Annotated in this window: 16 protein-coding genes; 8 read left to right on the forward strand and 8 right to left on the reverse strand. The window is 75.6% G+C overall.

Annotation, left to right across the window (positions count from 1 at the left end):
• Positions 1–47: 47 nt before the first annotated feature.
• From ACZ3J7_RS12520 to ACZ3J7_RS12530, 3 genes are read left to right on the forward strand one after another with little or no spacing between them, the layout of a single operon-like run.
• Positions 48–662: a (2Fe-2S)-binding protein gene (locus ACZ3J7_RS12520; protein WP_465619666.1), complete on the forward strand. Its 615-nt coding sequence runs from the start codon at positions 48–50 to the stop codon at positions 660–662.
• Positions 659–1663, forward strand: coding sequence for an FAD binding domain-containing protein (locus ACZ3J7_RS12525; RefSeq protein ID WP_465619668.1), 1005 nt, complete (start codon positions 659–661; stop codon positions 1661–1663). The genes ACZ3J7_RS12520 and ACZ3J7_RS12525 overlap by 4 nt, the downstream gene beginning before the upstream one ends.
• Positions 1660–3765 (forward strand): xanthine dehydrogenase family protein molybdopterin-binding subunit, encoded by a 2106-nt coding sequence (locus ACZ3J7_RS12530; protein WP_465619671.1) that lies wholly within the window; start codon positions 1660–1662, stop codon positions 3763–3765. Before ACZ3J7_RS12525 ends, ACZ3J7_RS12530 begins: the two co-directional genes overlap by 4 nt.
• 25 nt (positions 3766–3790) lie before the next feature.
• On the opposite strand, the gene ACZ3J7_RS12535 is transcribed toward ACZ3J7_RS12530, so the two are convergent.
• Positions 3791–4294 carry an Asp23/Gls24 family envelope stress response protein gene (locus ACZ3J7_RS12535; RefSeq protein WP_465619673.1) on the reverse strand — a complete coding sequence of 168 codons (504 nt, stop codon included), beginning with the start codon at positions 4292–4294 and terminating at the stop codon, positions 3791–3793.
• 183 nt (positions 4295–4477) lie between these two features.
• Between ACZ3J7_RS12535 and ACZ3J7_RS12540 the strand changes: the two genes are divergently transcribed.
• Positions 4478–5083: a flavodoxin family protein gene (locus ACZ3J7_RS12540; protein WP_465619675.1), complete on the forward strand. Its 606-nt coding sequence runs from the start codon at positions 4478–4480 to the stop codon at positions 5081–5083.
• Between the two features lie 34 nt (positions 5084–5117).
• Here the strand turns inward: ACZ3J7_RS12540 and ACZ3J7_RS12545 are convergent, their stop codons facing one another.
• A complete protein-coding gene (locus ACZ3J7_RS12545) occupies positions 5118–5732 on the reverse strand; it encodes a DUF7691 family protein (protein WP_465619677.1) in 615 nt (204 codons plus the stop codon).
• Positions 5733–5794: 62 nt separating this feature from the next.
• Positions 5795–6361 (reverse strand): 3'-5' exonuclease, encoded by a 567-nt coding sequence (locus ACZ3J7_RS12550; RefSeq protein WP_465619678.1) that lies wholly within the window; start codon positions 6359–6361, stop codon positions 5795–5797.
• Between the two features lie 186 nt (positions 6362–6547).
• Between ACZ3J7_RS12550 and ACZ3J7_RS12555 the strand changes: the two genes are divergently transcribed.
• On the forward strand, positions 6548–6808 hold the full coding sequence (locus ACZ3J7_RS12555; protein ID WP_465619679.1) for a hypothetical protein: 261 nt from the start codon (positions 6548–6550) through the stop codon (positions 6806–6808).
• 25 nt (positions 6809–6833) lie between these two features.
• Here the strand turns inward: ACZ3J7_RS12555 and ACZ3J7_RS12560 are convergent, their stop codons facing one another.
• From ACZ3J7_RS12560 to ACZ3J7_RS12580, 5 genes are read right to left on the reverse strand one after another with little or no spacing between them, the layout of a single operon-like run.
• A complete protein-coding gene (locus ACZ3J7_RS12560) occupies positions 6834–8126 on the reverse strand; it encodes a dipeptidase (RefSeq protein ID WP_465619680.1) in 1293 nt (430 codons plus the stop codon).
• Positions 8123–9841, reverse strand: coding sequence for a dipeptide ABC transporter ATP-binding protein (locus ACZ3J7_RS12565; RefSeq protein ID WP_465619682.1), 1719 nt, complete (start codon positions 9839–9841; stop codon positions 8123–8125). Before ACZ3J7_RS12565 ends, ACZ3J7_RS12560 begins: the two co-directional genes overlap by 4 nt.
• The gene (locus ACZ3J7_RS12570; protein WP_465619684.1) at positions 9834–10799 is read right to left on the reverse strand and encodes an ABC transporter permease; all 966 of its coding nucleotides are present in this window, start codon (positions 10797–10799) and stop codon (positions 9834–9836) included. Before ACZ3J7_RS12570 ends, ACZ3J7_RS12565 begins: the two co-directional genes overlap by 8 nt.
• Complete coding sequence (locus ACZ3J7_RS12575) at positions 10799–11929, reverse strand: ABC transporter permease (RefSeq protein ID WP_465619685.1); 1131 nt, start codon at positions 11927–11929, stop codon at positions 10799–10801. The genes ACZ3J7_RS12570 and ACZ3J7_RS12575 overlap by 1 nt, the downstream gene beginning before the upstream one ends.
• 52 nt (positions 11930–11981) lie before the next feature.
• Positions 11982–13670, reverse strand: a complete 1689-nt coding sequence (locus ACZ3J7_RS12580; RefSeq protein WP_465619687.1) for an ABC transporter substrate-binding protein — start codon at positions 13668–13670, stop codon at positions 11982–11984.
• 660 nt (positions 13671–14330) lie between these two features.
• Between ACZ3J7_RS12580 and ACZ3J7_RS12585 the strand changes: the two genes are divergently transcribed.
• From ACZ3J7_RS12585 to ACZ3J7_RS12595, 3 genes are all read left to right on the forward strand, one after another.
• Complete coding sequence (locus ACZ3J7_RS12585; protein WP_465619689.1) at positions 14331–14972, forward strand: HNH endonuclease family protein; 642 nt, start codon at positions 14331–14333, stop codon at positions 14970–14972.
• 134 nt (positions 14973–15106) lie between these two features.
• Positions 15107–16141: an alpha/beta fold hydrolase gene (locus tag ACZ3J7_RS12590; RefSeq protein WP_465619691.1), complete on the forward strand. Its 1035-nt coding sequence runs from the start codon at positions 15107–15109 to the stop codon at positions 16139–16141.
• Positions 16142–16357: 216 nt separating this feature from the next.
• A complete protein-coding gene (locus tag ACZ3J7_RS12595) occupies positions 16358–18010 on the forward strand; it encodes an alkaline phosphatase D family protein (RefSeq protein WP_465619693.1) in 1653 nt (550 codons plus the stop codon).
• Positions 18011–18093 lie beyond the last annotated feature (83 nt).

The following is an 18093-nucleotide window of genomic DNA, read 5'->3' on the forward strand; positions in this document are numbered from 1 at the left end:
GCGGGTCCCGTGTGAGCGGGACCGGCGCCGGGAACCTTCGTGCGGTGATGAGCGAGATCACCGTCCACGTCGACGGAACCCCGCGGCGGCTCACCGTCGACACCCGCACGACCCTGCTGGACGCCCTGCGCGAGCGGCTGGGGGTGACGAGCGCCAAGAAAGGCTGCGACCACGGGCAGTGCGGCGCGTGCACGGTGCTCTCCGGCGGACGGCGGGTGCTGAGCTGCCTCACCTTGGCGGTCACCCAGGACGGCGCCCGGGTCGTCACCGCCGCGGGACTCGCCGCCCACGGCCGGCCCGACGGCGAGCGGCCCCCCGACGAGGGGCTGCCCGACGGCGACGGGCTGCACCCGGTGCAGCGGGCGTTCATCGACCGCGACGCGTTCCAGTGCGGCTACTGCACCCCGGGGCAGGTCGTCTCCGCGGTCGGGATGCTCGACGAGTTCGCCCGGGGCTGGCCGAGCGCCGTCACCGAGGGCACCCGGCCGCCCCGGCTGGACCGGGCCGAGGTGGCCGAGCGGATGAGTGGCAACCTCTGCCGCTGCGCGGCCTACGTGAACATCGTGCCCGCCGTCCAGCAGGCCGCGGCGGAGTGCGGCCGAGCGGCCCCGGGCGCGGAGGCCCCGACTACGGAGGCCCCGGCTGCGGAGGTGGCCGGGTGAAACCGTTCGAGTACCGGAGCCCGGCCGACGCGGCGGCGGCCGTCCGCAGCGTCGCCGGGAACCCGGCCGCGGTGTTCCTCGGCGGCGGGACGAACCTGGTCGACCACCTCAAGCTCGGCGTCCTCGCGCCCGACCTGGTCGTCCACGTCGCCGACCTGCTGCCCGCCGGGATCGAGGAACTCGACGGGGGAGCCCTCCGGATCGGCGCCGGCGTCCGCAACAGCGACCTCGCCGCCGACCGGCGGGTGCGCGAGCGCTTCCCCGTGCTCTCCCAGGCCCTGCTGTCGGGCGCGTCGGGCCAGCTGCGCAACATGGCCACCACCGGCGGCAACCCGCTGCAGCGCACCCGCTGCGTCTACTTCCAGGACGTCACCACCCCGTGCAACAAGCGGCAGCCCGGCTCGGGCTGCTCCGCGGTCGGCGGCTGGACCCGCCACCACGCCGTCCTCGGCGCCTCCGAGCACTGCCTCGCCGTCCACCCCTCCGACATGGCCGTGGCGATGGCCGCCCTCGACGCCCGGGTGCGGGTGCTGGGGCCGGACGGCGAGCGGACGATCCCCTTCGTCGACCTGCACCGGCTGCCCGCCGACACCCCCGAACGGGACACCGTGCTCGAACACGGAGAGCTGATCACCGCGATCGACCTGCCGGCCAGCCCCCTCGCCCGCCGCTCCGCCTACCGCAAGGTGCGCGACCGGGCCTCGTACGCGTTCGCCCTGGTCAGCGTCGCCGCGGCGGTGGACGTGCGGGACGGGGTGATCACGGACGCGCGGGTCGCGTTCGGCGGCGTGGCCCACGTGCCGTGGCGCGCGCACCGGGCCGAGCGGGTGCTGCGCGGCGCCCCGGCCACGGAGGAGACCTACCGCGCCGCCGCGGACGCCGAACTCGCCGACGCCCGCCCCGTCGACGGGCTGGACGGCGGCAACGCCTTCAAGATCCCGCTGCTGCGCCGCACCCTCGCCGCCACCCTGCGCGGACTCGTCCGGGAGGACGCCCGATGACGTTCATCGACCGACCCGTCGCCATCGGCCTGGACCTGCCCCGCCGGGACGGCGCGGCCAAGGTGCGCGGCGCCGCCGTCTACGCCCACGAGGCGCCGGCGGAGAACGCCGCCCACGCGCACCCCGTCCAGGCCACCGTCGCCCGGGGGCGGGTCACGGCGCTGGACACCGCCGCCGCCGAGGCGCTCGACGGCGTGCTCGCGGTGCTCACCCCCGCCACCGCCGAACGCCTGGCCTCCACCGAGGACCGGGAGCTGGCGGCCCTCCAGGACGACGAGGTCGCCTTCCGCGGCCAGGTCGTCGCCCTGGTCGTCGCCGACAGCTCCGAGACCGCCCGGCACGCCGCCGGACTCGTCCGGGCGACCTACGCGCGGGCGGCGCACGACAGCGAGCTGCGGGCCGACCGCGACGACCTGTACGCACCCGAACGGGTGAACCCGGACTTCCCCACCGACACCGTCGAGGGCGACGTCGCGGCCGCCGCCGCCACCTCGGCGGTGGTCGTCGAACAGACGTACACCACCGCGATGTACCACAACAACCCGATGGAGCCGCACGCCACCACCGCCCGGTGGGAGCCCGGCGACGGCTCCCTCACCCTGTGGGACTCCACCCAGGGCGTCCACTCCGCCCGGAGCACCGTGGCGTCGGTGTTCGGCCTCGACGAGGCGAAGGTCCGGGTGGTCTGCCCGCACGTCGGCGGCGGCTTCGGCTCGAAGGGCACCCCGCACGTCAACGTGGTGCTCGCCGCGATGGCCGCCCGCGCCGTCCCCGGCCGCTCGGTGCGCCTCGCGCTGACCCGCCCGCAGATGTTCTCCCTCGCCGGCTACCGCACCCCCACCATCCAGCGCTGCCTCCTGGCCGCCGACCGCGACGGCACGCTGACCGCGCTCGCCGTCGACGTCGTCGAACAGACCTCGCGGATCAAGGAGTTCGCCGAGCAGACCGGCGTGCCCGCCCGGATGATGTACGCGGTCGCGAACCGGCGCACCACCCACCGCCTCGCCGCCCTGGACGTCCCGGTGCCGTCCTGGATGCGCGCCCCGGGGGAGTGCCCCGGCATGTTCGGCCCCGAGGCGGCGATGGACGAACTCGCCGAACGCCTCGGCCTCGACCCGGTCGAACTGCGGATCCGCAACGAACCCGCCACCGACCCGGAGACCGGCAAGCCCTTCTCCAGCCGCAACCTCGTCGGCTGCCTGCGCGAGGGCGCGGCGCGCTTCGGCTGGAGCGGGCGCGACCCGCGGCCCGGCGTGCGCCGCGACGGCGACTGGCTGGTCGGCACCGGCGTCGCCGCCTCCACCTACCCGGCGCACCGGATGGCGAAGTCGACGGCGACGATCCGGCGGGAGGGCGAGCGGTACGTCGCCGAGATCGGCGCGGCCGACCTCGGCACCGGCACCTGGACCACGCTGGCGCAGATCACCGCGGACGCGCTCGGCGTCCCGGTCGAGCGGGTCGAGGTGCGGATCGGCGACACCGACCACCCGGTGGCGTCGGTGGCGGGCGGCTCCTCGGGCATGTCGACCTGGGGCTCGGCCGTGGTCGAGGCCGCCCGCGCCTTCCGCGCCCGGTACGGCGGCGAGCCGCCGGACCGGGCGGAGGCGTCCGGCTCCGTCCCGCCGGCGGACGACCGCTGGGCGATGCACGCCTTCGGCGCCCAGTTCGCCGAGGCCCGGGTCCACCTGGACACCGGGGAGATCCGGGTGCCGCGCCTGCTGGGCGTCTTCGCCGTCGGCCGGATCGTCAACCCGCGCACGGCCCGCTCGCAGCTCGTCGGCGGCATGACCATGGGGCTGTCGATGGCGCTGCACGAGCAGAGCGTCCTCGACCCCCGGACCGGCCACGTCGTCAACCACGACCTCGCCGACTACCACATCACGGCCAACGCGGACGTCACCGAGGTCGAGGCCCACTGGCTCGACGAGCACGACCCCCACGTCAACGCGATGGGGACCAAGGGCATCGGCGAGATCGGCATCGTCGGCACGGCCGCCGCGGTGTCCAATGCCGTGTGGCACGCCTGCGGCGTGCGGGTGCGGGACCTGCCCGTCACGCTGGACAAGGTGCTGCCCGCCCTGGAGGACCCGCCCCGGCGCTGAACCGCCGCCCGGCCGCCCGCCGTGCTCAGACCACCCGTCCGGAGCCGCCGCTCCGGCCCTCCTCGTCCTCCTCCTCGTCGTCCTCGTCCTCGCCGGGGAGGTGGACGTCCTTGACGGCGACGTTCACCTCGACGACCTCCAGGCCGACCAGGCGCTCCACCGCCTGGACGACGCTCGCCCGCACGGCCCTCGCGACCCCGGGGACGGGCACGTCGTACTCGACGACGAGCTCCAGGTCGACGGCGGCCTGGCGCTCGCCCACCTCGACCTTCACCCCGCGGGTGGCGTCGCCGCCCTTGCGCCCCGGGACGCGGTCGCGCACCGCGCCCAGCGCCCGGGACGATCCGGCGCCCAGCGCGTGGACGCCCGGAACCTCGCGCGCGGCCTCGCCCGCGATCTTCGCGACGACGGTGTCCCCGATGGTCGTCCTCCCCCGGCCCCCGGACGCCGCGCCCGCGTCGGGACGGGGCGCGCCCGGCGGAGACTGCGGAGGACCCCCGAGGGGGCGGACGTTTCCGGTGTCTGTCATGACGGCCTCCTGTGTGCCGGCCCGGTGGTACCCGGTACGGGCGGACCGGGGGCTCGCCGGCCCGCCGGCCCCGCGCCTGCCCATCGGCGGACGGAAATCACCTGGACCCGGCTTCTTTTCGAATTTCCCGGACGACCGGCGGGGGAACCCGGTGGACGGGCCGCGGACCGGTAGGCCTGGTCCATGCGCGCTCTCGTGATCAACTGCACCCTGAAACCGTCCCCCGCCCCGTCGAATACCGAGGCGCTGGCCGCCGTGGTCGGCGCCGAGCTCGTCTCCCTCGGCGTGGAGGTCGACACCGTCCGCGCCGTCGACCTCGACCTCAGGCCGGGGGTGGCGACCGACATGGGCGACGGCGACCAGTGGCCGGAGGTGCACCGGAAGCTGCTGGCCGCCGACGTCCTGGTCGTCGCCTCGCCCACCTGGGTCGGCCGGCCCTCCTCGGTCGCCCAGCGGGTGCTGGAGCGGATGGACGCGATGATCTCCGAGACCGACGACGAAGGCCGGCCCGCCGCGGCCGGCAAGGTCGCGGGCGTGGTCGTCACCGGCAACGAGGACGGCGCCCACCACGTGATCAGCGAGATCTGCGGCGGCCTGGTGGACATCGGCTTCACCATCCCCGCGCAGGCGTGGACGTACTGGCACCTCGGCCCCGGGCCGGGGCCGGACTACCTGGACGAGGAGAAGGGCCACGAGTGGGCCCACACCACCGGCCGCACCATGGCCCGCCACCTCCACCACGTCGCCACCGCCCTCGCCGCCCGGCCCTGGCCCGCCCCCGCGCGGTGACCCCGGCGGCGACGGCGGTGGCGACGGCGGGGCGTCAGTAGACGAAGCCGACGACGGCCAGCTCCGGCCTGCGCACCGCCCGGCGCAGCCAGGAGACCACCTGCGAGGCGGCCTCGGCCACCTCCCGGTCCAACGCCGGGGCGAGGCCGTCCCGCTGCCCCCGCTCGAACTGCTCCAGGGCGGCGACGCACGCCCCATGCGACCACTCGCCGCAGGACGGGTACGTCTCGGGGGTCGGGATCCCGGCGGGCAGGCCGGAGCCGTAGAAGAAGTCCGCCACCGAGACGGCGGTGACGCCCAGCTCCTTCAGGCCCCGGTCCACCTCCTCCAGCCAGGCGCCGCGGAACGGCGAGAAGCCGTCGTTGTCCAGCCGCCAGCCGGCCACCGAGCACAGCCGCTCGTACGCGTAGCCGTACTGGAAGGCGTGCTCGGGCCGGGCCGGGTAGGGGCCGCCGTCGACCAGCGCGCGCAGCGCCTCGGCGGCGGTGGGCGCGCCGTCCGCGATCTCGGACGAGAACCAGTCGTCGGACGAGGCCAGCCGGCTCGCCAGGCGCTCCTCCAGCTCCCGCAGCAGGTGCGGGTCGGCGGCGCCGAGGAGGAGGCCCAGGCGGTCGGTGTCGACGAGGAGGACGCTCAGCGAAGAACTCATGTGATCATCTTAGGTACCCGCACTGACAGGCCGGGCGGCCGGGCGGCCGATCCGACGGCGGGTCAGGACTCCTGCGGCGACGGCCAGTTGCCCGTCCGGGCCAGGGTCAGCACCAGGGCCGCGATGTTCCACGCGTCGTCCGCGCCGCTGTGGTGGCGGCCCTCCAGCGGCAGGCCGACCAGGTCGAGCGCCCGCGCCATGCCGGGACGCTTCGGCAGGCCCCGGGCCTCGGTGAACACCGCCTTGGCGTTGGCGTGCCGACCGCCGAACGGGTACGCGACCCCCGTCGCCCGGCACTGCCGGGTGAACTGCAGCCGGTCGTAGTCGCCCCAGCTCGCCCACGGCCGCTCACCCGCCCGGTGCTCGACCGCCAGCAGCCGGCACGCCTCGGCGAACGGCAGGCCCCCGGCCACCTCGCGCGGCGTCAGCCCGGTCAGCCCGGTGCAGAACGCGCTCACGGACGAACGCCGGGGCCGGACCAGGATCCGGTGCCGGCCGACCCGCACCAGCGAGGACAGGTCGACCACCGTCAGCCCGATCTCGATGATCTCGCTGACCTGGCCGGGCGGCGGCTGCCCCTCCCAGCAGGTGGCCTCGACGTCCACCACGTTCAGCAACTGCGCGTCCATGCCCGGATCATCGGCGCCGACCCGGGCCCCGGTCAACGGGATATCCGGTGACGCCCCCGGCCCGGGACGGCGGCGCGGCCCGCCGTAGCACGAGCGGGCGGCGCGGGCGGGGCGAAGCGGCGGGGGTTCACCCGAGGGGTGGGGCGGGGCTGGAAGGGGCGGCGGGCGGCGGGTGAGGCTGGGGCGATGGAGACGGGACACGGGCCGCACGCGTTCGCCGACTCGGTGGTGCTGACGGCCGTCGCGCTGGTCCGGGCCGGGGGCGACGGGGCGCAGGCGGCGCTGCTGGACGAGTTCGTCGAGCGGCACGGCCTCGGCGCCTGCCGGGCGCTGGTGGCCGCGCTCACGGAGCTGGTGGTGCGGCAGGCCGCCGACCCCGAGGTGCTGGCGGAGCGGTTGGAGGAGTGGGAGTTCGCCGTCCTGACCGGGACGTACCGGCAACCGTAGGCCCCGGCCCGGGGACGCGGCGGGTTCAGGCGCGCGGCCAGAGCGGCTCCTCGGCGCACTCCTCGGCCGCGCGCAGCACCCGCAGCACGTTGCGGCCGGTGAGCGCCTCCAGCTCGGTGGCGGACCAGCCCCGGGCGGCCAACTCCCGCAGCAGCACCGGGTACCCGGACACGTCCGGCAGGTCGACGGGCTGCCGGTCGACGCCGTCGTAGTCGCCGCCGAGGCCGATGTGGTCGAGGCCGGCCACCTCGCGGGCGTGCTCGACGTGGTCGGCGACCCGGGCGGCGGTGGCCTCCGGGCGCGGGTGGGCGTCCAGCCAGCGGCGCAGCTCCGGTGGCGGGGGCGCGCCCGGGCCGGCGGCGAACGCGGCGGCGTACTCGGCGGCCGCGGCGGCCGGGCTCTCGCCGGGGGCCGGGTGGCGCGGCCACTCCCAGCGCGGCGCGGGCAGGCCCAGGCGCTCCCGTTCGGCGGCGAGTTCGGCGCGCCAGGCGACCACGTCGGCGGAGACGAAGTCCGGCACGAAGGTCAGCTGCACGACGCCGCCGTTGTCGGCGAGCAGCGCCAGCACCTCGTCGGACACGTTGCGCGGGTGCTCGTCGACCGCCCGGCAGGACGAGTGGCTGAAGACCACCGGGGCGGTGGAGGCCGCCAGCGCGGCCCGCTGGGTGCGCTCGGCGGTGTGCGAGAGGTCGACCAGCACGCCGATCCGGTTCAGCTCGGCGACCACGGCCAGGCCCGCCGCCGACAGCCCGCCGACGCCCGGGGAGTCCGGGTCGGTCGCGGAGTCCGCCCACGGGGTGTGGTGGTTGTGGGTCAGCGTCAGGTAGCGCACGCCGAGCCGGGCGTACGCGCGCAGCACGCCCAGCGAGGACGCCAGCGAGTGCCCGCCCTCGACGCCCAGCAGCGAGGCGATCCGGCCCTCCGCGACCGCCGCCTCCACCTGGTCGGCGGTGACCGCCGCCCGCAGCCGCTCCGGGTAGCGGGCGATCAGCCGGTGCGCCAGGTCGAGCTGTTCCAGGGTGGCCACCGCCGCGACCGGCTCGGGCAGGTCCGAGGGCACGTAGACCGACCAGAACTGCGCGCCGACCCCGCCCGCGCGCAGCCGGGGCAGGTCGGTGTGCAGCTCGGGCCGGGGCCCGTCCAGGCCCTCCACCGAGCCGCCGGCGCGGGCCCGCAGGGCGACCGGCAGGTCGTTGTGGCCGTCGAACACCGGGGTGCGGCGCAGCGCCTCCTGGACGGTGGCGTCGGCGTCGGCCTGGCGGGTGGCGGCGCGGTCCGTGCGGTCGGTGCGGACGGTGTGGTCGGTGCGGACGGTCATGCGGTGGTGGCTCCGGTCTGTCGCGGGGGCGGGGACGCGGCGGCGCGGCGTTCGGCCTGCCGGTCCGGGTCGGGCACCGGCAGGGCGGCGATCAGCTGCCGGGTGTAGGCGTGCCGGGGGTCACCGAGGACGCGGGCGGTGGGGCCGGTCTCGACCACCCGGCCCCGGTGCAGGACGGCGACCCGGTCGGCGACCCGTTCGACCACGGCCAGGTCGTGGCTGACGAAGAGCGCGGCGAAGCCGAGTTCGCGCTGCAGCCGGGTGAACAGCTCCAGCACTCGGGCCTGCACCGAGACGTCCAGCGCCGAGGTGGGCTCGTCCGCGATCACCAGCTCCGGGTCGAGGGCCAGCGCCCGTGCCAGCGAGGCGCGTTGGCGCTGGCCGCCGCTGAGTTCGTGCGGGTGCCGGTCGGCGGTGCCCTCCGGCAGCCGGACCTGGTCCAGCAGCTCGCGGACCCGGGCGGCGACGGCCGCGCCGTCCAGCTCGGGCCGGTGCACCCGGAGCGGTTCGGCCACGCAGGCGCCGATGGTGAGCCGGGGGTCGAAGCTGGTGGCCGGGTCCTGGAAGACGAAGCCGAGCCGTCCGCCCCGGCGCGGGCGGCGGCGCCGGGCCCCGCCCAGCTCCTCGCCGAGGACGGTGAGGGTGCCGCCGGTGACGCCGGTCAGTCCGGCCAGGGCGCGGCCGATGGTGGTCTTGCCGCTGCCGCTGCCCCCGACCAGCCCCAGCACCTCGCCGGCCCGGATCTCCAGGTCGACCCCGTCCACCGCCCGGAACGGCCGCCGCCCCAGCCGCCCCGGGTACTCGACGGTCAGGCCCCGGGCACTGACCACCGGCGCGCCGCCGGTCGGGGCGGTCGCACCGGTCGGGGCGGGTGCGGCCGGCTTGGCCGGGGCGGTGCCGAAGTCCGGTACGGCAGCCAGGAGTTGCCGGGTGTACGGGTGCCGCGGCGCGGCGAACAGTTCGCGGACGGGGGCCTGTTCGACGATCCGGCCCGCGCGCATCACCGCGACCCGGTCGGCCAGGTCGGCGACCACCCCCATGTTGTGGGTGATCAGCAGCAGCGCGGTGCCCGACTCGTCCCGGAGGCGGCGCAGCAGGTCGAGGATCCCGGCCTGCACGGTGACGTCCAGGGCGGTGGTCGGCTCGTCCGCGACCAGCAGCCGGGTGCCCAGTGCGAGCGCCATCGCGATCACGGCGCGCTGCTGCTGCCCGCCGGACAGCTGGTGCGGGTAGGAGGCGGCCCGCCGGGCGGGCTCGGGGATGCCGACCTGGTCGAGCAGGTCGACGGCGCGGGCCCGGCGGGCGGCGCGGGTGCCCCAGCCGTGGGCGCGCAGGCCCTCGGCGAGCTGCCAGCCGATCGGGAAGACCGGGTTGAGCGCGGTGGACGGCTCCTGGAAGACCATCGCCGCCGCCGTGCCGCGCAGCTCCCGCAGCGTCCGGCGGTCCGCGCCCAGCACGTCCACCGGACCCGCGTCGCCGTGGTCGAGCAGCACCCGGCCGCGGGCGGCGGCCGAGCCCGGCAGCAGGCCGAGCACGCTGCGCGCGGTGACGGTCTTGCCGCTGCCGCTCTCGCCGACCAGGGCCACCGCCTCCCCGGCCGCCACCGACAGGCTGACGCCCCGGACGGCCGGGGCCGGACCGGCGTCGGTGGCGAACGCCACGTGCAGGTCCTCGATCCGCAGCAGTTCGGCCGGAGCGGTACGGGCGTCAGGCACGGGACGACTCCTCGGCGGCAGCTGTAGTAGCGGGGGCGGGGACGGTGGTGGGTGCCCGGCGGCGGCGCAGGCGGGGGTCGGCGAGGTCGTTCAGGCTCTCGCCCAGCAGGGTCACGCCGAGCACGGTGAGCACCATCGCGGTGCCCGGGGCGAGCGCCGTCCACCAGATGCCCGAGGTGACGTCCGGGACGGAGCGGTTCAGGTCGTAGCCCCACTCGGCGGCCGCGTTCGGCTCGATGCCGAAGCCGAGGAAGCCGAGGCCGGCCAGCGTGAGCACCGATTCGGCGGCGTTCAGGGTGAGGATCAGCGGCAGGCCGCGCACCGAGTTGCGCAGCACGTGCCGGAACACGATCCGCAGGTGGCCGGTGCCGATCACCCGGGCCGCCTCGACGAACGGCTCGGCCTTGACCCGCAGCACCTCCGCGCGCACCACCCGGAAGTACTGCGGCACGAAGACCATCGCCACCGAGCAGGCGGCCGCCGTCAGCCCGCCGCCCAGGCTGGACTGCCCGCCGCTGATCACGATCGACAGCACGATCGCCAGCAGCAGTGAGGGGAAGGAGTACAGCGCGTCGGCGACCCCCACCAGCAGCCGGTCCGGCCAGCCGCCCAGGTAGCCGGAGGCCAGGCCGAGCAGGGTGCCGGGCAGCACGGAGATCAGCAGCGACAGCCCGATCACCGCCACCGCCGTCCGGGACGCCCACAGGGTGCGCGCCAGCACGTCGTAGCCGCCGACCGTGGTGCCCAGCGGGTGCTCCGCGCCGGGCGGCCGCTGCGAGCCGAACAGGGCGCCGCCGTCCTGGAGTTGGGCGTGCCCCCAGGGCGCGAGCCAGGGCGCGGCGAGCGCGGTGAGCAGCAGCAGGGCGGTCAGCGCGGCGCCGGCCAGCAGCATCGCGCGCTGCAGGCCGACGCTGCCGCGCAGCCGCTTCGGGACCAGCCGGGTGAAGGGGACGCGCATCAGTACCTCACCCGCGGGTCGATCAGCGCGGCCAGCGCGTCCACCAGGAAGTTGACCACCGCGACCACCACGGCGAACAGCGCCACGATGCCCTGGACGGCGACGAAGTCCCGCGCCGTCAGGTAGTGCGCCAACTGGTAGCCCAGGCCCTTCCACTCGAAGGTGGTCTCGGTGAGCACCGCGCCGCCCAGCAGCCCGGCGACCTGGAGGCCCAGCACCGTCACCACCGGGATCAGCGCGGGCCGGGCCGCGTGCCGGGTGACCAGGCGCAGGCCGCCGACGCCGCGCGAGCGGGCCGCCTCCACGTACTCGGCCTCCAGGGTGGAGATCAGGTGGGTGCGCACCAGCCGCAGCAGCACGCCCGCCAGCAGCAGGCCCAGCGCCAGCCCCGGCAGCACGGCGTGCCGCAGCACGTCGGCGACGGCCGGGCCGTCGCCGCTGCGCAGCGCGTCCAGCAGGTAGAGGCCGGTCGGGTCGGCGAGGTCCTGCAGGCGCAGCTCGACGTCGATCGAGGCGCGGCCGGAGACCGGCAGCCAGCCGAGCCCGACCGCGAGGACCAGTTTGAGCAGCAGGCCGACGAAGAACACCGGGGTGGCGTAGGCCAGGACGGCGGCCAGCCGCAGCACCGCGTCCGGTGCGCGGTCGCGGAAGCGGGCCGCCAGGGCGCCCAGCGGGACGCCCACGGCGACGGCCACCAGCAGGGCCCAGCAGGCGAGTTCGAGGGTGGCCGCGCCGTAGGTGCGCAGCACGTCGGAGACGGCCCGGTTGTCGGTGGCGGTGCGGCCGAAGTCGCCGGTGGCGGTCCGCCGCAGGTAGTCCAGGTACTGGGTGAGCAGCGGCCGGTCGTAGCCGGCCGCGTGCAGCTTCTCCTGCAGCTGCGCCGGGGTGAGCCGGTCGGCGAAGGCGGTGCTGACCGGGTCGCCGGTGGCCCGCATCAGGAAGAACACGGCGGTGAGCAGCAGCAGGACGGTCGGGAGGACGAGCAGCAGGCGGACGGCCAGGTAGCGGACCAGCGGCGAGCGCGGCAGCGGCAGCCGTCCCCGGAGCGCGGCCCGCCGGGGCCGGCCGCGCTCCGGGTCGTCGCCGTCGTCCTCCGTCGCGCTACCGCCCAGGGGCTGGGCGAGCGTCATGGCAGTCCCTTTCGGAGGGTTCGGGTGGGGGAGCGGGGGCGCGGGGCGCCGCTCAGCCCTTGCTGATCTCGGCCCAGCGGAACCGGTAGGCGCTGTTCAGCCGCTCCGGCACGCCGCGCACCTCGGAGCGGGTGACGATCGCGGTGGAGCCCTGGAGCAGCGGCAGCAGCGGCACCTGGACGGCGGTGGTGTCCTGGATCCGCTCGATCTGCCCGGTCCGGGCGGCCGGGTCGGTCTCGGTGGCCTCCTGCCTGATCAGCGCCTGCACGGCCGGGTCGTCGTAGCCGCTGTGCACCCAGCTGTCGCGGGCGAAGAAGGTGCCGACGTAGTTGTCGGCGTCCAGGTAGTCGGCGTACCAGCCGAGTTGGTAGACCGGGTAGAGGTCGGCGACCCGGTCCTTGCCGTACTGCGACCACTCGGTGGACTGCAGGTCGACCTTGAACAGGCCGGTCGCCTCCAGCTGGGTCTTCAGCAGCGCGTACTCGTCGGCCGAGGAGGAGCCGTAGTGGTCGGTGTTGTACTGCAGCTTGAGGGTGACCGGGGTGCTCACACCGGCGGCGGCGAGCACGGCGGCGGCCGCCTCCTTGCTCGGGCCGCCGTTCTTGTCGCCGTACAGCTTGCGGTACGAGGGGGTGGCGCCGGTGATGCCGTCCGGCACCGAGGTGTAGAGCGGCTCCAGGGTGTTCTTGTAGACCTGCGAGGCGAGTTGGGCCCGGTCGACGGCGTGCGCGACGGCCTGCCGGACGGCCAGCGCCTTCGCCGGGTCGGCCTGCGGGGTGCCGCTGCCGTAGGGCTGCGACGTGAAGTCGAAGACCAGGTAGCGGATGCCGTTGCCGGAGCCGGTGTGGACGGTGACGCCCTTCTTGGTGGCGAGGTCCTGCAGGTCGGCGGTGGCCAGCGTGCGGTAGACGATGTCGATGCCGCCCTGCTGGACGTCCAGCTTCAGGTTGTTCGGGTCGGTGTAGTACTTCAGCCGGACCTTCGGGGTCTTCGGCGTGCCCAGCTGGCCCTGGTAGGCGGAGTTGGCCTCGAACGCGACGAGTGAGTTCTTGCCGTAGCTGGTGATGCCGTACGGGCCGCTCCACGGGCGGCCCTTGACGACGGCGTCGTCGTCGAGGACCTTGTCGGCGGGGAAGACCTCCTCGTCCAGGACCAGGCCCGCGCCGGTGGAGAGCACCTGCGGGAAGAGGCTGTCGTTGGCCGACTTGAGGGTGAACACCACGGTGGCCGGGTCGGGGGCGGCGACCGAGGCGAGGTTGGCCAGCAGCGGGGACGGGCCGTTCTTGTCGGCGATCCGCAGCTGCCGGTCGAAGCTGAACTTGACGTCGGACGAGGTCAGTTCGTGGCCGTTGGCGAACTTCAGGCCGGGCTTGAGGGTGACGGTGTACTGGGTCGGCGAGGTCAGCTTGATGCCGGAGGCCAGGTCCGGCGCGACGTCGGAGGTGCCGTTGGGGGCGCTCAGCAGCGTGGCGTAGACCTCGCCGGCGATGGTGCCGGAACCGGCGTCCCAGGAGCCGGCCGGGTCGAGGCTGACCACCTGGTCGGTGGTGCCGACGGTCAGCACCGCGGCGGCGGCGCCGTCGCCGGAGGTCGCGCCGGCGCCGCCGGACTTGGCACTGGTGCAGGCGGCGCCCGCGACCAGCACGGCGGCGCTCAGCGCGAGCGCGGTGCGGCGGCGGACGGGGGCGGCCGTTCTGGAGGGGCGGGGTGAACCGTCGAGGTGGGCGGGCGGACGGGGCATGGCTGGTCTCCGGGTCTCACAGGTGCGGCGGTACGCGCGCGGGCGGGTCGGCGGCGGGCGTCGGAGCTGCGCGCGGCGGTCGAACCGGCCGGTGCGCCGGTGGTGTTCCGGCGGGTCGGGACGTTCGGCGCGGGCGGGGCGCGGACGCGGGCGCGGCGGGGCCGGGCGCGGTCGGGCGGTCGCGTGGGCCCGAGCGGGCCCGTCCTGTTCAGCTACAGAGCGAGCTGGAGACCATGAGCAGGTCGATGTGGCGGCGGCTGTACAGAGCCGTGGGCACCCTCGTCCTCCCGGTCGTGGTAGGTCCGGCGCGGCGGCCGGTGGCGAGGCACGAAGGTAGATCACCGGGGCGGGCCGGTCAAGGGGGTCCGGCGGCCGGGCCGAACTGCTGAGTGGCGGTCAACTCCGGTTTCGAAGAGCCCAGTTGGTGATCAAGCGGTCGGCCGGGCGGGGTTCGGTGCGGTGGCGAACGTTCACATCGCGCGCCGGTATCGCCATACGACGGTAATGCAATCTTCACGGCTCGGTATCTACCCGCATAGACAACCGGCTGCCAGTCTGGCCCGGCAGCGCGGCCGAGCCCCCTCGCGGGGTGCCGCGGCGCGCCCCCGCACCAGCAACTCCGCGCCTCCCCCCGCCCGTTCGCCGAGCCCAGGAGCCCCCGTGCCGAACCGTTTCCTCCGCCGCCTGGCCGCCACCGCCGCCACCGCCCTCCTCGCCGCCGGTGTCGTCACGGCCGGCGCCGGCAGCGCCCAGGCCGCGCTGCCGACCCCCGTCTCCGCCGCCACCGCCCGCACCTACCTGGCCCAGCTCACCGTCAAGGCCGAGAACCGCACCGGTTACAGCCGCGACCTCTTCCCGCACTGGATCACCGTCTCCGGCGCCTGCAACACCCGGGAGACCGTGCTCAAGCGCGACGGCTCCGGCGTGGTCACCGACTCCGCCTGCGCCGCCACCTCCGGCACCTGGTACTCCCCGTACGACGGCGCCACCTGGACCGCCGCCGCCGACCTGGACATCGACCACCTGGTGCCGCTCGCCGAGGCCTGGGACTCCGGCGCCTCCGCCTGGACCACCGCCCAGCGCCAGGCCTTCGCCAACGACCTGACCCGCCCGCAGCTGATCGCCGTCACCGACAGCGTCAACCAGGCCAAGGGCGACAAGGACCCGGCCGAGTGGCTGCCCTCGGTGACGGGCTATCGCTGCACCTACGTCCGTGCCTGGGTGCAGGTGAAGTACTACTACCACCTGTCCGTGGACAGCGCCGAGAAGAGCGCCCTCACCGGCATCCTCAACGGCTGCTGACGGCCGCCCCGTTCTGCCGTTTGGTCCGTTTTGTCCATCCCGTCCCCGTCGTCCGGCGCGTCCCGTCCAGGCCCAAGTCCGGTTTCCGGCATGCTGGCCAGCGGCAACGCCAAGGACGGACGGAGGACGGGCGGATGGACAGGCGGACCTTCCACCTGGCGGGAGTCGCGGCCGGCACCGGCCTGCTCGCGACCACCGCCGGCGGGCGGGCGTACGGGGCGCCGTACGGCGCCCCGTACGGGACGGTGCTGTCGGACGTGCTGGCCGTGCCGTGGGCGCTGAAGCGGGTCGCCGCCGGGGAGTTGAACGTCGGCTACGCCGAGTGCGGCCCGGCCGGCGGGCCGGTGGTGGTCTGCCTGCACGGCTGGCCGTACGACATCCACAGCTACGCCGAGGTCGCCCCGCTGCTGGCCGCCCGCGGCTACCGGGTCGTGGTGCCCTACCTGCGCGGCCACGGCCTCACCCGGTTCCGCTCCGAGCACACCCCGCGCAACGCCCAACAGGCCGCCGTCGCCCGGGACCTGATCGCCCTGCTGGACACCCTCGGGATCAGCCGCGCCCTGCTGGCCGGCTTCGACTGGGGCGCCCGGACCGCCGCGATCGTCGCCGCGCTGTGGCCCGAGCGGGTCCGGGCGCTGGTCTCCGTCGGCGGCTACCTGATCACCGACGTCCGGGCGCAGGCCGACCCGCTCGCCGCCGAGGCCGAACACACCTGGTGGTACCAGTACTACTTCACCACCGAGCGCGGCCGCCGCGCCCTGGTCGACCGCCGGCTGCGCCGCGACCTGTGCCGACTGGTCTGGCAGAACGTCTCGCCGAACTGGAAGTTCGAGGAGGAGGTGTTCGACCGCACCGCCGCCGCCTTCGACAACCCCGACTACCCCGACATCGTGGTGCACAACTACCGCTGGCGGCTCGGCCTCGCCCCCGGCGAGCACCGCTACGACGCCGACGAACGCCGGCTCGCCGCCCGCCCGGTGATCACCGTCCCCACCGTCGCGCTCGACGCCGCGCTCGACCCGTTCACCGCCCCCGGCGGCGGCCGCGCCCACCGCGACCGGTTCGCCGGACCGTACCTGCACCGCACCATCGAGGGCGTGGGCCACAACCTGCCGCAGGAGGCGCCCGGCGAGTTCGTCCGGGCGGTGCTCGACGCCGACCGGCTCTGAGCGGCCGACCGGGCCGGGCGCGGCCGGGCCGGGGCGGTTGGGCCGGGTGCGGTCGGGCCGGGGCGGTCGGGCCGGGTGCGGTCGGGCCGGGGCGGTCGGGCCGGGGCGGTCGGGCCGGGGCGGTCGGGACGGGCCCGCCTCGCCGGGGTGAAGACCTGACGAACAGTCAGTGGGCGCTCTGGACAAGCCGTTACCGATGGGTAAGGGTCGGGGGGTGTGACCGAACCCACCCGCACCACCGCGCCCCGCCCGCCGCGCCGCCGGGTCCTCCAGGCCGCCGCCCTCACCGCCGGCGCCCTCGCGCTGCCGCTCACCGCCGCCGACCCGGCCGGCGCCGCCGACACCCCGCGCTTCCTGCACGGCGTGGCCTCCGGCGACCCGCTGCCCGACGGCGTCCTGCTGTGGACCCGCCTCACCCCCACCGCCGACGCCGTCCCCGGCTCCGGACTCGGCCCCGACACCGTCGTCCGCTGGCAGCTCGCCACCGACCGCGACTTCACCGCCGTCGCCGCCACCGGAACCGTCACCACCAGCGCCGCCACCGACCACACCGTCAAGGCCGACGTCCGCGGCCTGCGCCCCGACACCGCCTACTGGTACCGCTTCCTCACCGACGGCGCCGCCTCCCCCGTCGGCCGCACCCGCACCACCCCCGCCGCCGACGCCGCCACCGACCGGCTGCGCCTGGGCGTCGCCTCCTGCGCCAACTGGGAGGCCGGCTACTTCTCCGCCTACCGCCACCTCGCCGCCCGCGGCGACCTCGACGCCTTCCTCTTCCTCGGCGACTACATCTACGAGTACGCCACCGGCGCCTACGCCGCCCGCGGCACCGTCGTGCGCCCGCACGCCCCCGCCCACGAGATCCTCGCCCTCGCCGACTACCGCACCCGGCACGGCCGCTACAAGACCGACCCCGACCTGCAGGCGCTGCACGCCGCCGTCCCCACCATCGCCATCTGGGACGACCACGAGTTCGCCAACGACGCCTGGTCCGGCGGCGCCGAGAACCACACCCCCGGCACCGAGGGCGACTGGACCGCCCGGGTCGCCGCCGCCAAGCAGGCCTACTTCGAGTGGATGCCCGTCCGCCCGTCCGTCTCCGGCACCACCTACCGGCGGCTGCGCTACGGCAAGCTCGCCGACCTGCACCTGCTCGACCTGCGCTCCTTCCGCTCCCAACAGGCCGCCATCGGCGACGGCGACGTCGACTCCGCCGACCGCACCCTCACCGGCCGGGCCCAACTCGACTGGCTCAAGGCCGGACTCGCCGCCTCCGACACCACCTGGCGCCTGGTCGGCAACGAGGTGATGATCTCCCCCGTCGCGTTCCTCGCCGTCCCCGACTACCTGCTGCGCCCGCTCGCCCAACTGCTCGGCCTGCCCGGCGAAGGCCTCGCCGTCAATGTCGACCAGTGGGACGGCTACACCCACGACCGGCGCGAACTGCTCGGCCACCTCAAGGACCGCCACATCACCAACACCGTCTTCCTCACCGGTGACATCCACTCCGCGTGGGCCTGCGACGTCCCGTACGAGGCCGCCACCTACCCCGCCTCCGGCAGCGCCGCCACCGAGTTCGTGGTCACCTCCGTCACCAGCGACAACATCGACGACATCCTCAAGGTCGCCCCCGGCACCCTCTCGCTGGTCGCCGCCGCCGCGATCCAGGCCGCCAACCGGCACGTCAAGTGGACCGACCTCGACTCGCACGGCTACGGCGTCCTCGACCTCACCGCCGAACGCGCCCAGATGGACTACTACGTGCTCTCCGACCGCACCAGGCCCGACGCCACCACCCGCTGGGCCCGCTCCTACCGGACTCGCACCGGCACCCAGCAGATCGAACGGGTCTACGCACCGGTCTCCTGACCTGCGGTCTGCGGTCTGCGGTCTGCTGCTCGCCGCCCGCCGCCGTCGCCCGCCGCAGCCGGGTGCCGCCCACCGGCTCCCGG

Source organism: Kitasatospora sp. NPDC015121, assembly GCF_055562955.1.

Coding starts and splice junctions, on each gene's coding strand:
- ACZ3J7_RS12570 (WP_465619684.1), bottom strand. CDS start 10,799: ATGCGCGTCCCCTTCACCCGGCTGGTCCCGAAGCGGCTGCGCGGCAGC.
- ACZ3J7_RS12590 (WP_465619691.1), top strand. CDS start 15,107: ATGGACAGGCGGACCTTCCACCTGGCGGGAGTCGCGGCCGGCACCGGC.
- ACZ3J7_RS12550 (WP_465619678.1), bottom strand. CDS start 6,361: ATGGACGCGCAGTTGCTGAACGTGGTGGACGTCGAGGCCACCTGCTGG.
- ACZ3J7_RS12555 (WP_465619679.1), top strand. CDS start 6,548: ATGGAGACGGGACACGGGCCGCACGCGTTCGCCGACTCGGTGGTGCTG.
- ACZ3J7_RS12535 (WP_465619673.1), bottom strand. CDS start 4,294: ATGACAGACACCGGAAACGTCCGCCCCCTCGGGGGTCCTCCGCAGTCT.
- ACZ3J7_RS12545 (WP_465619677.1), bottom strand. CDS start 5,732: ATGAGTTCTTCGCTGAGCGTCCTCCTCGTCGACACCGACCGCCTGGGC.
- ACZ3J7_RS12540 (WP_465619675.1), top strand. CDS start 4,478: ATGCGCGCTCTCGTGATCAACTGCACCCTGAAACCGTCCCCCGCCCCG.
- ACZ3J7_RS12530 (WP_465619671.1), top strand. CDS start 1,660: ATGACGTTCATCGACCGACCCGTCGCCATCGGCCTGGACCTGCCCCGC.
- ACZ3J7_RS12520 (WP_465619666.1), top strand. CDS start 48: ATGAGCGAGATCACCGTCCACGTCGACGGAACCCCGCGGCGGCTCACC.
- ACZ3J7_RS12560 (WP_465619680.1), bottom strand. CDS start 8,126: ATGACCGTCCGCACCGACCACACCGTCCGCACCGACCGCACGGACCGC.
- ACZ3J7_RS12575 (WP_465619685.1), bottom strand. CDS start 11,929: ATGACGCTCGCCCAGCCCCTGGGCGGTAGCGCGACGGAGGACGACGGC.
- ACZ3J7_RS12580 (WP_465619687.1), bottom strand. CDS start 13,670: ATGCCCCGTCCGCCCGCCCACCTCGACGGTTCACCCCGCCCCTCCAGA.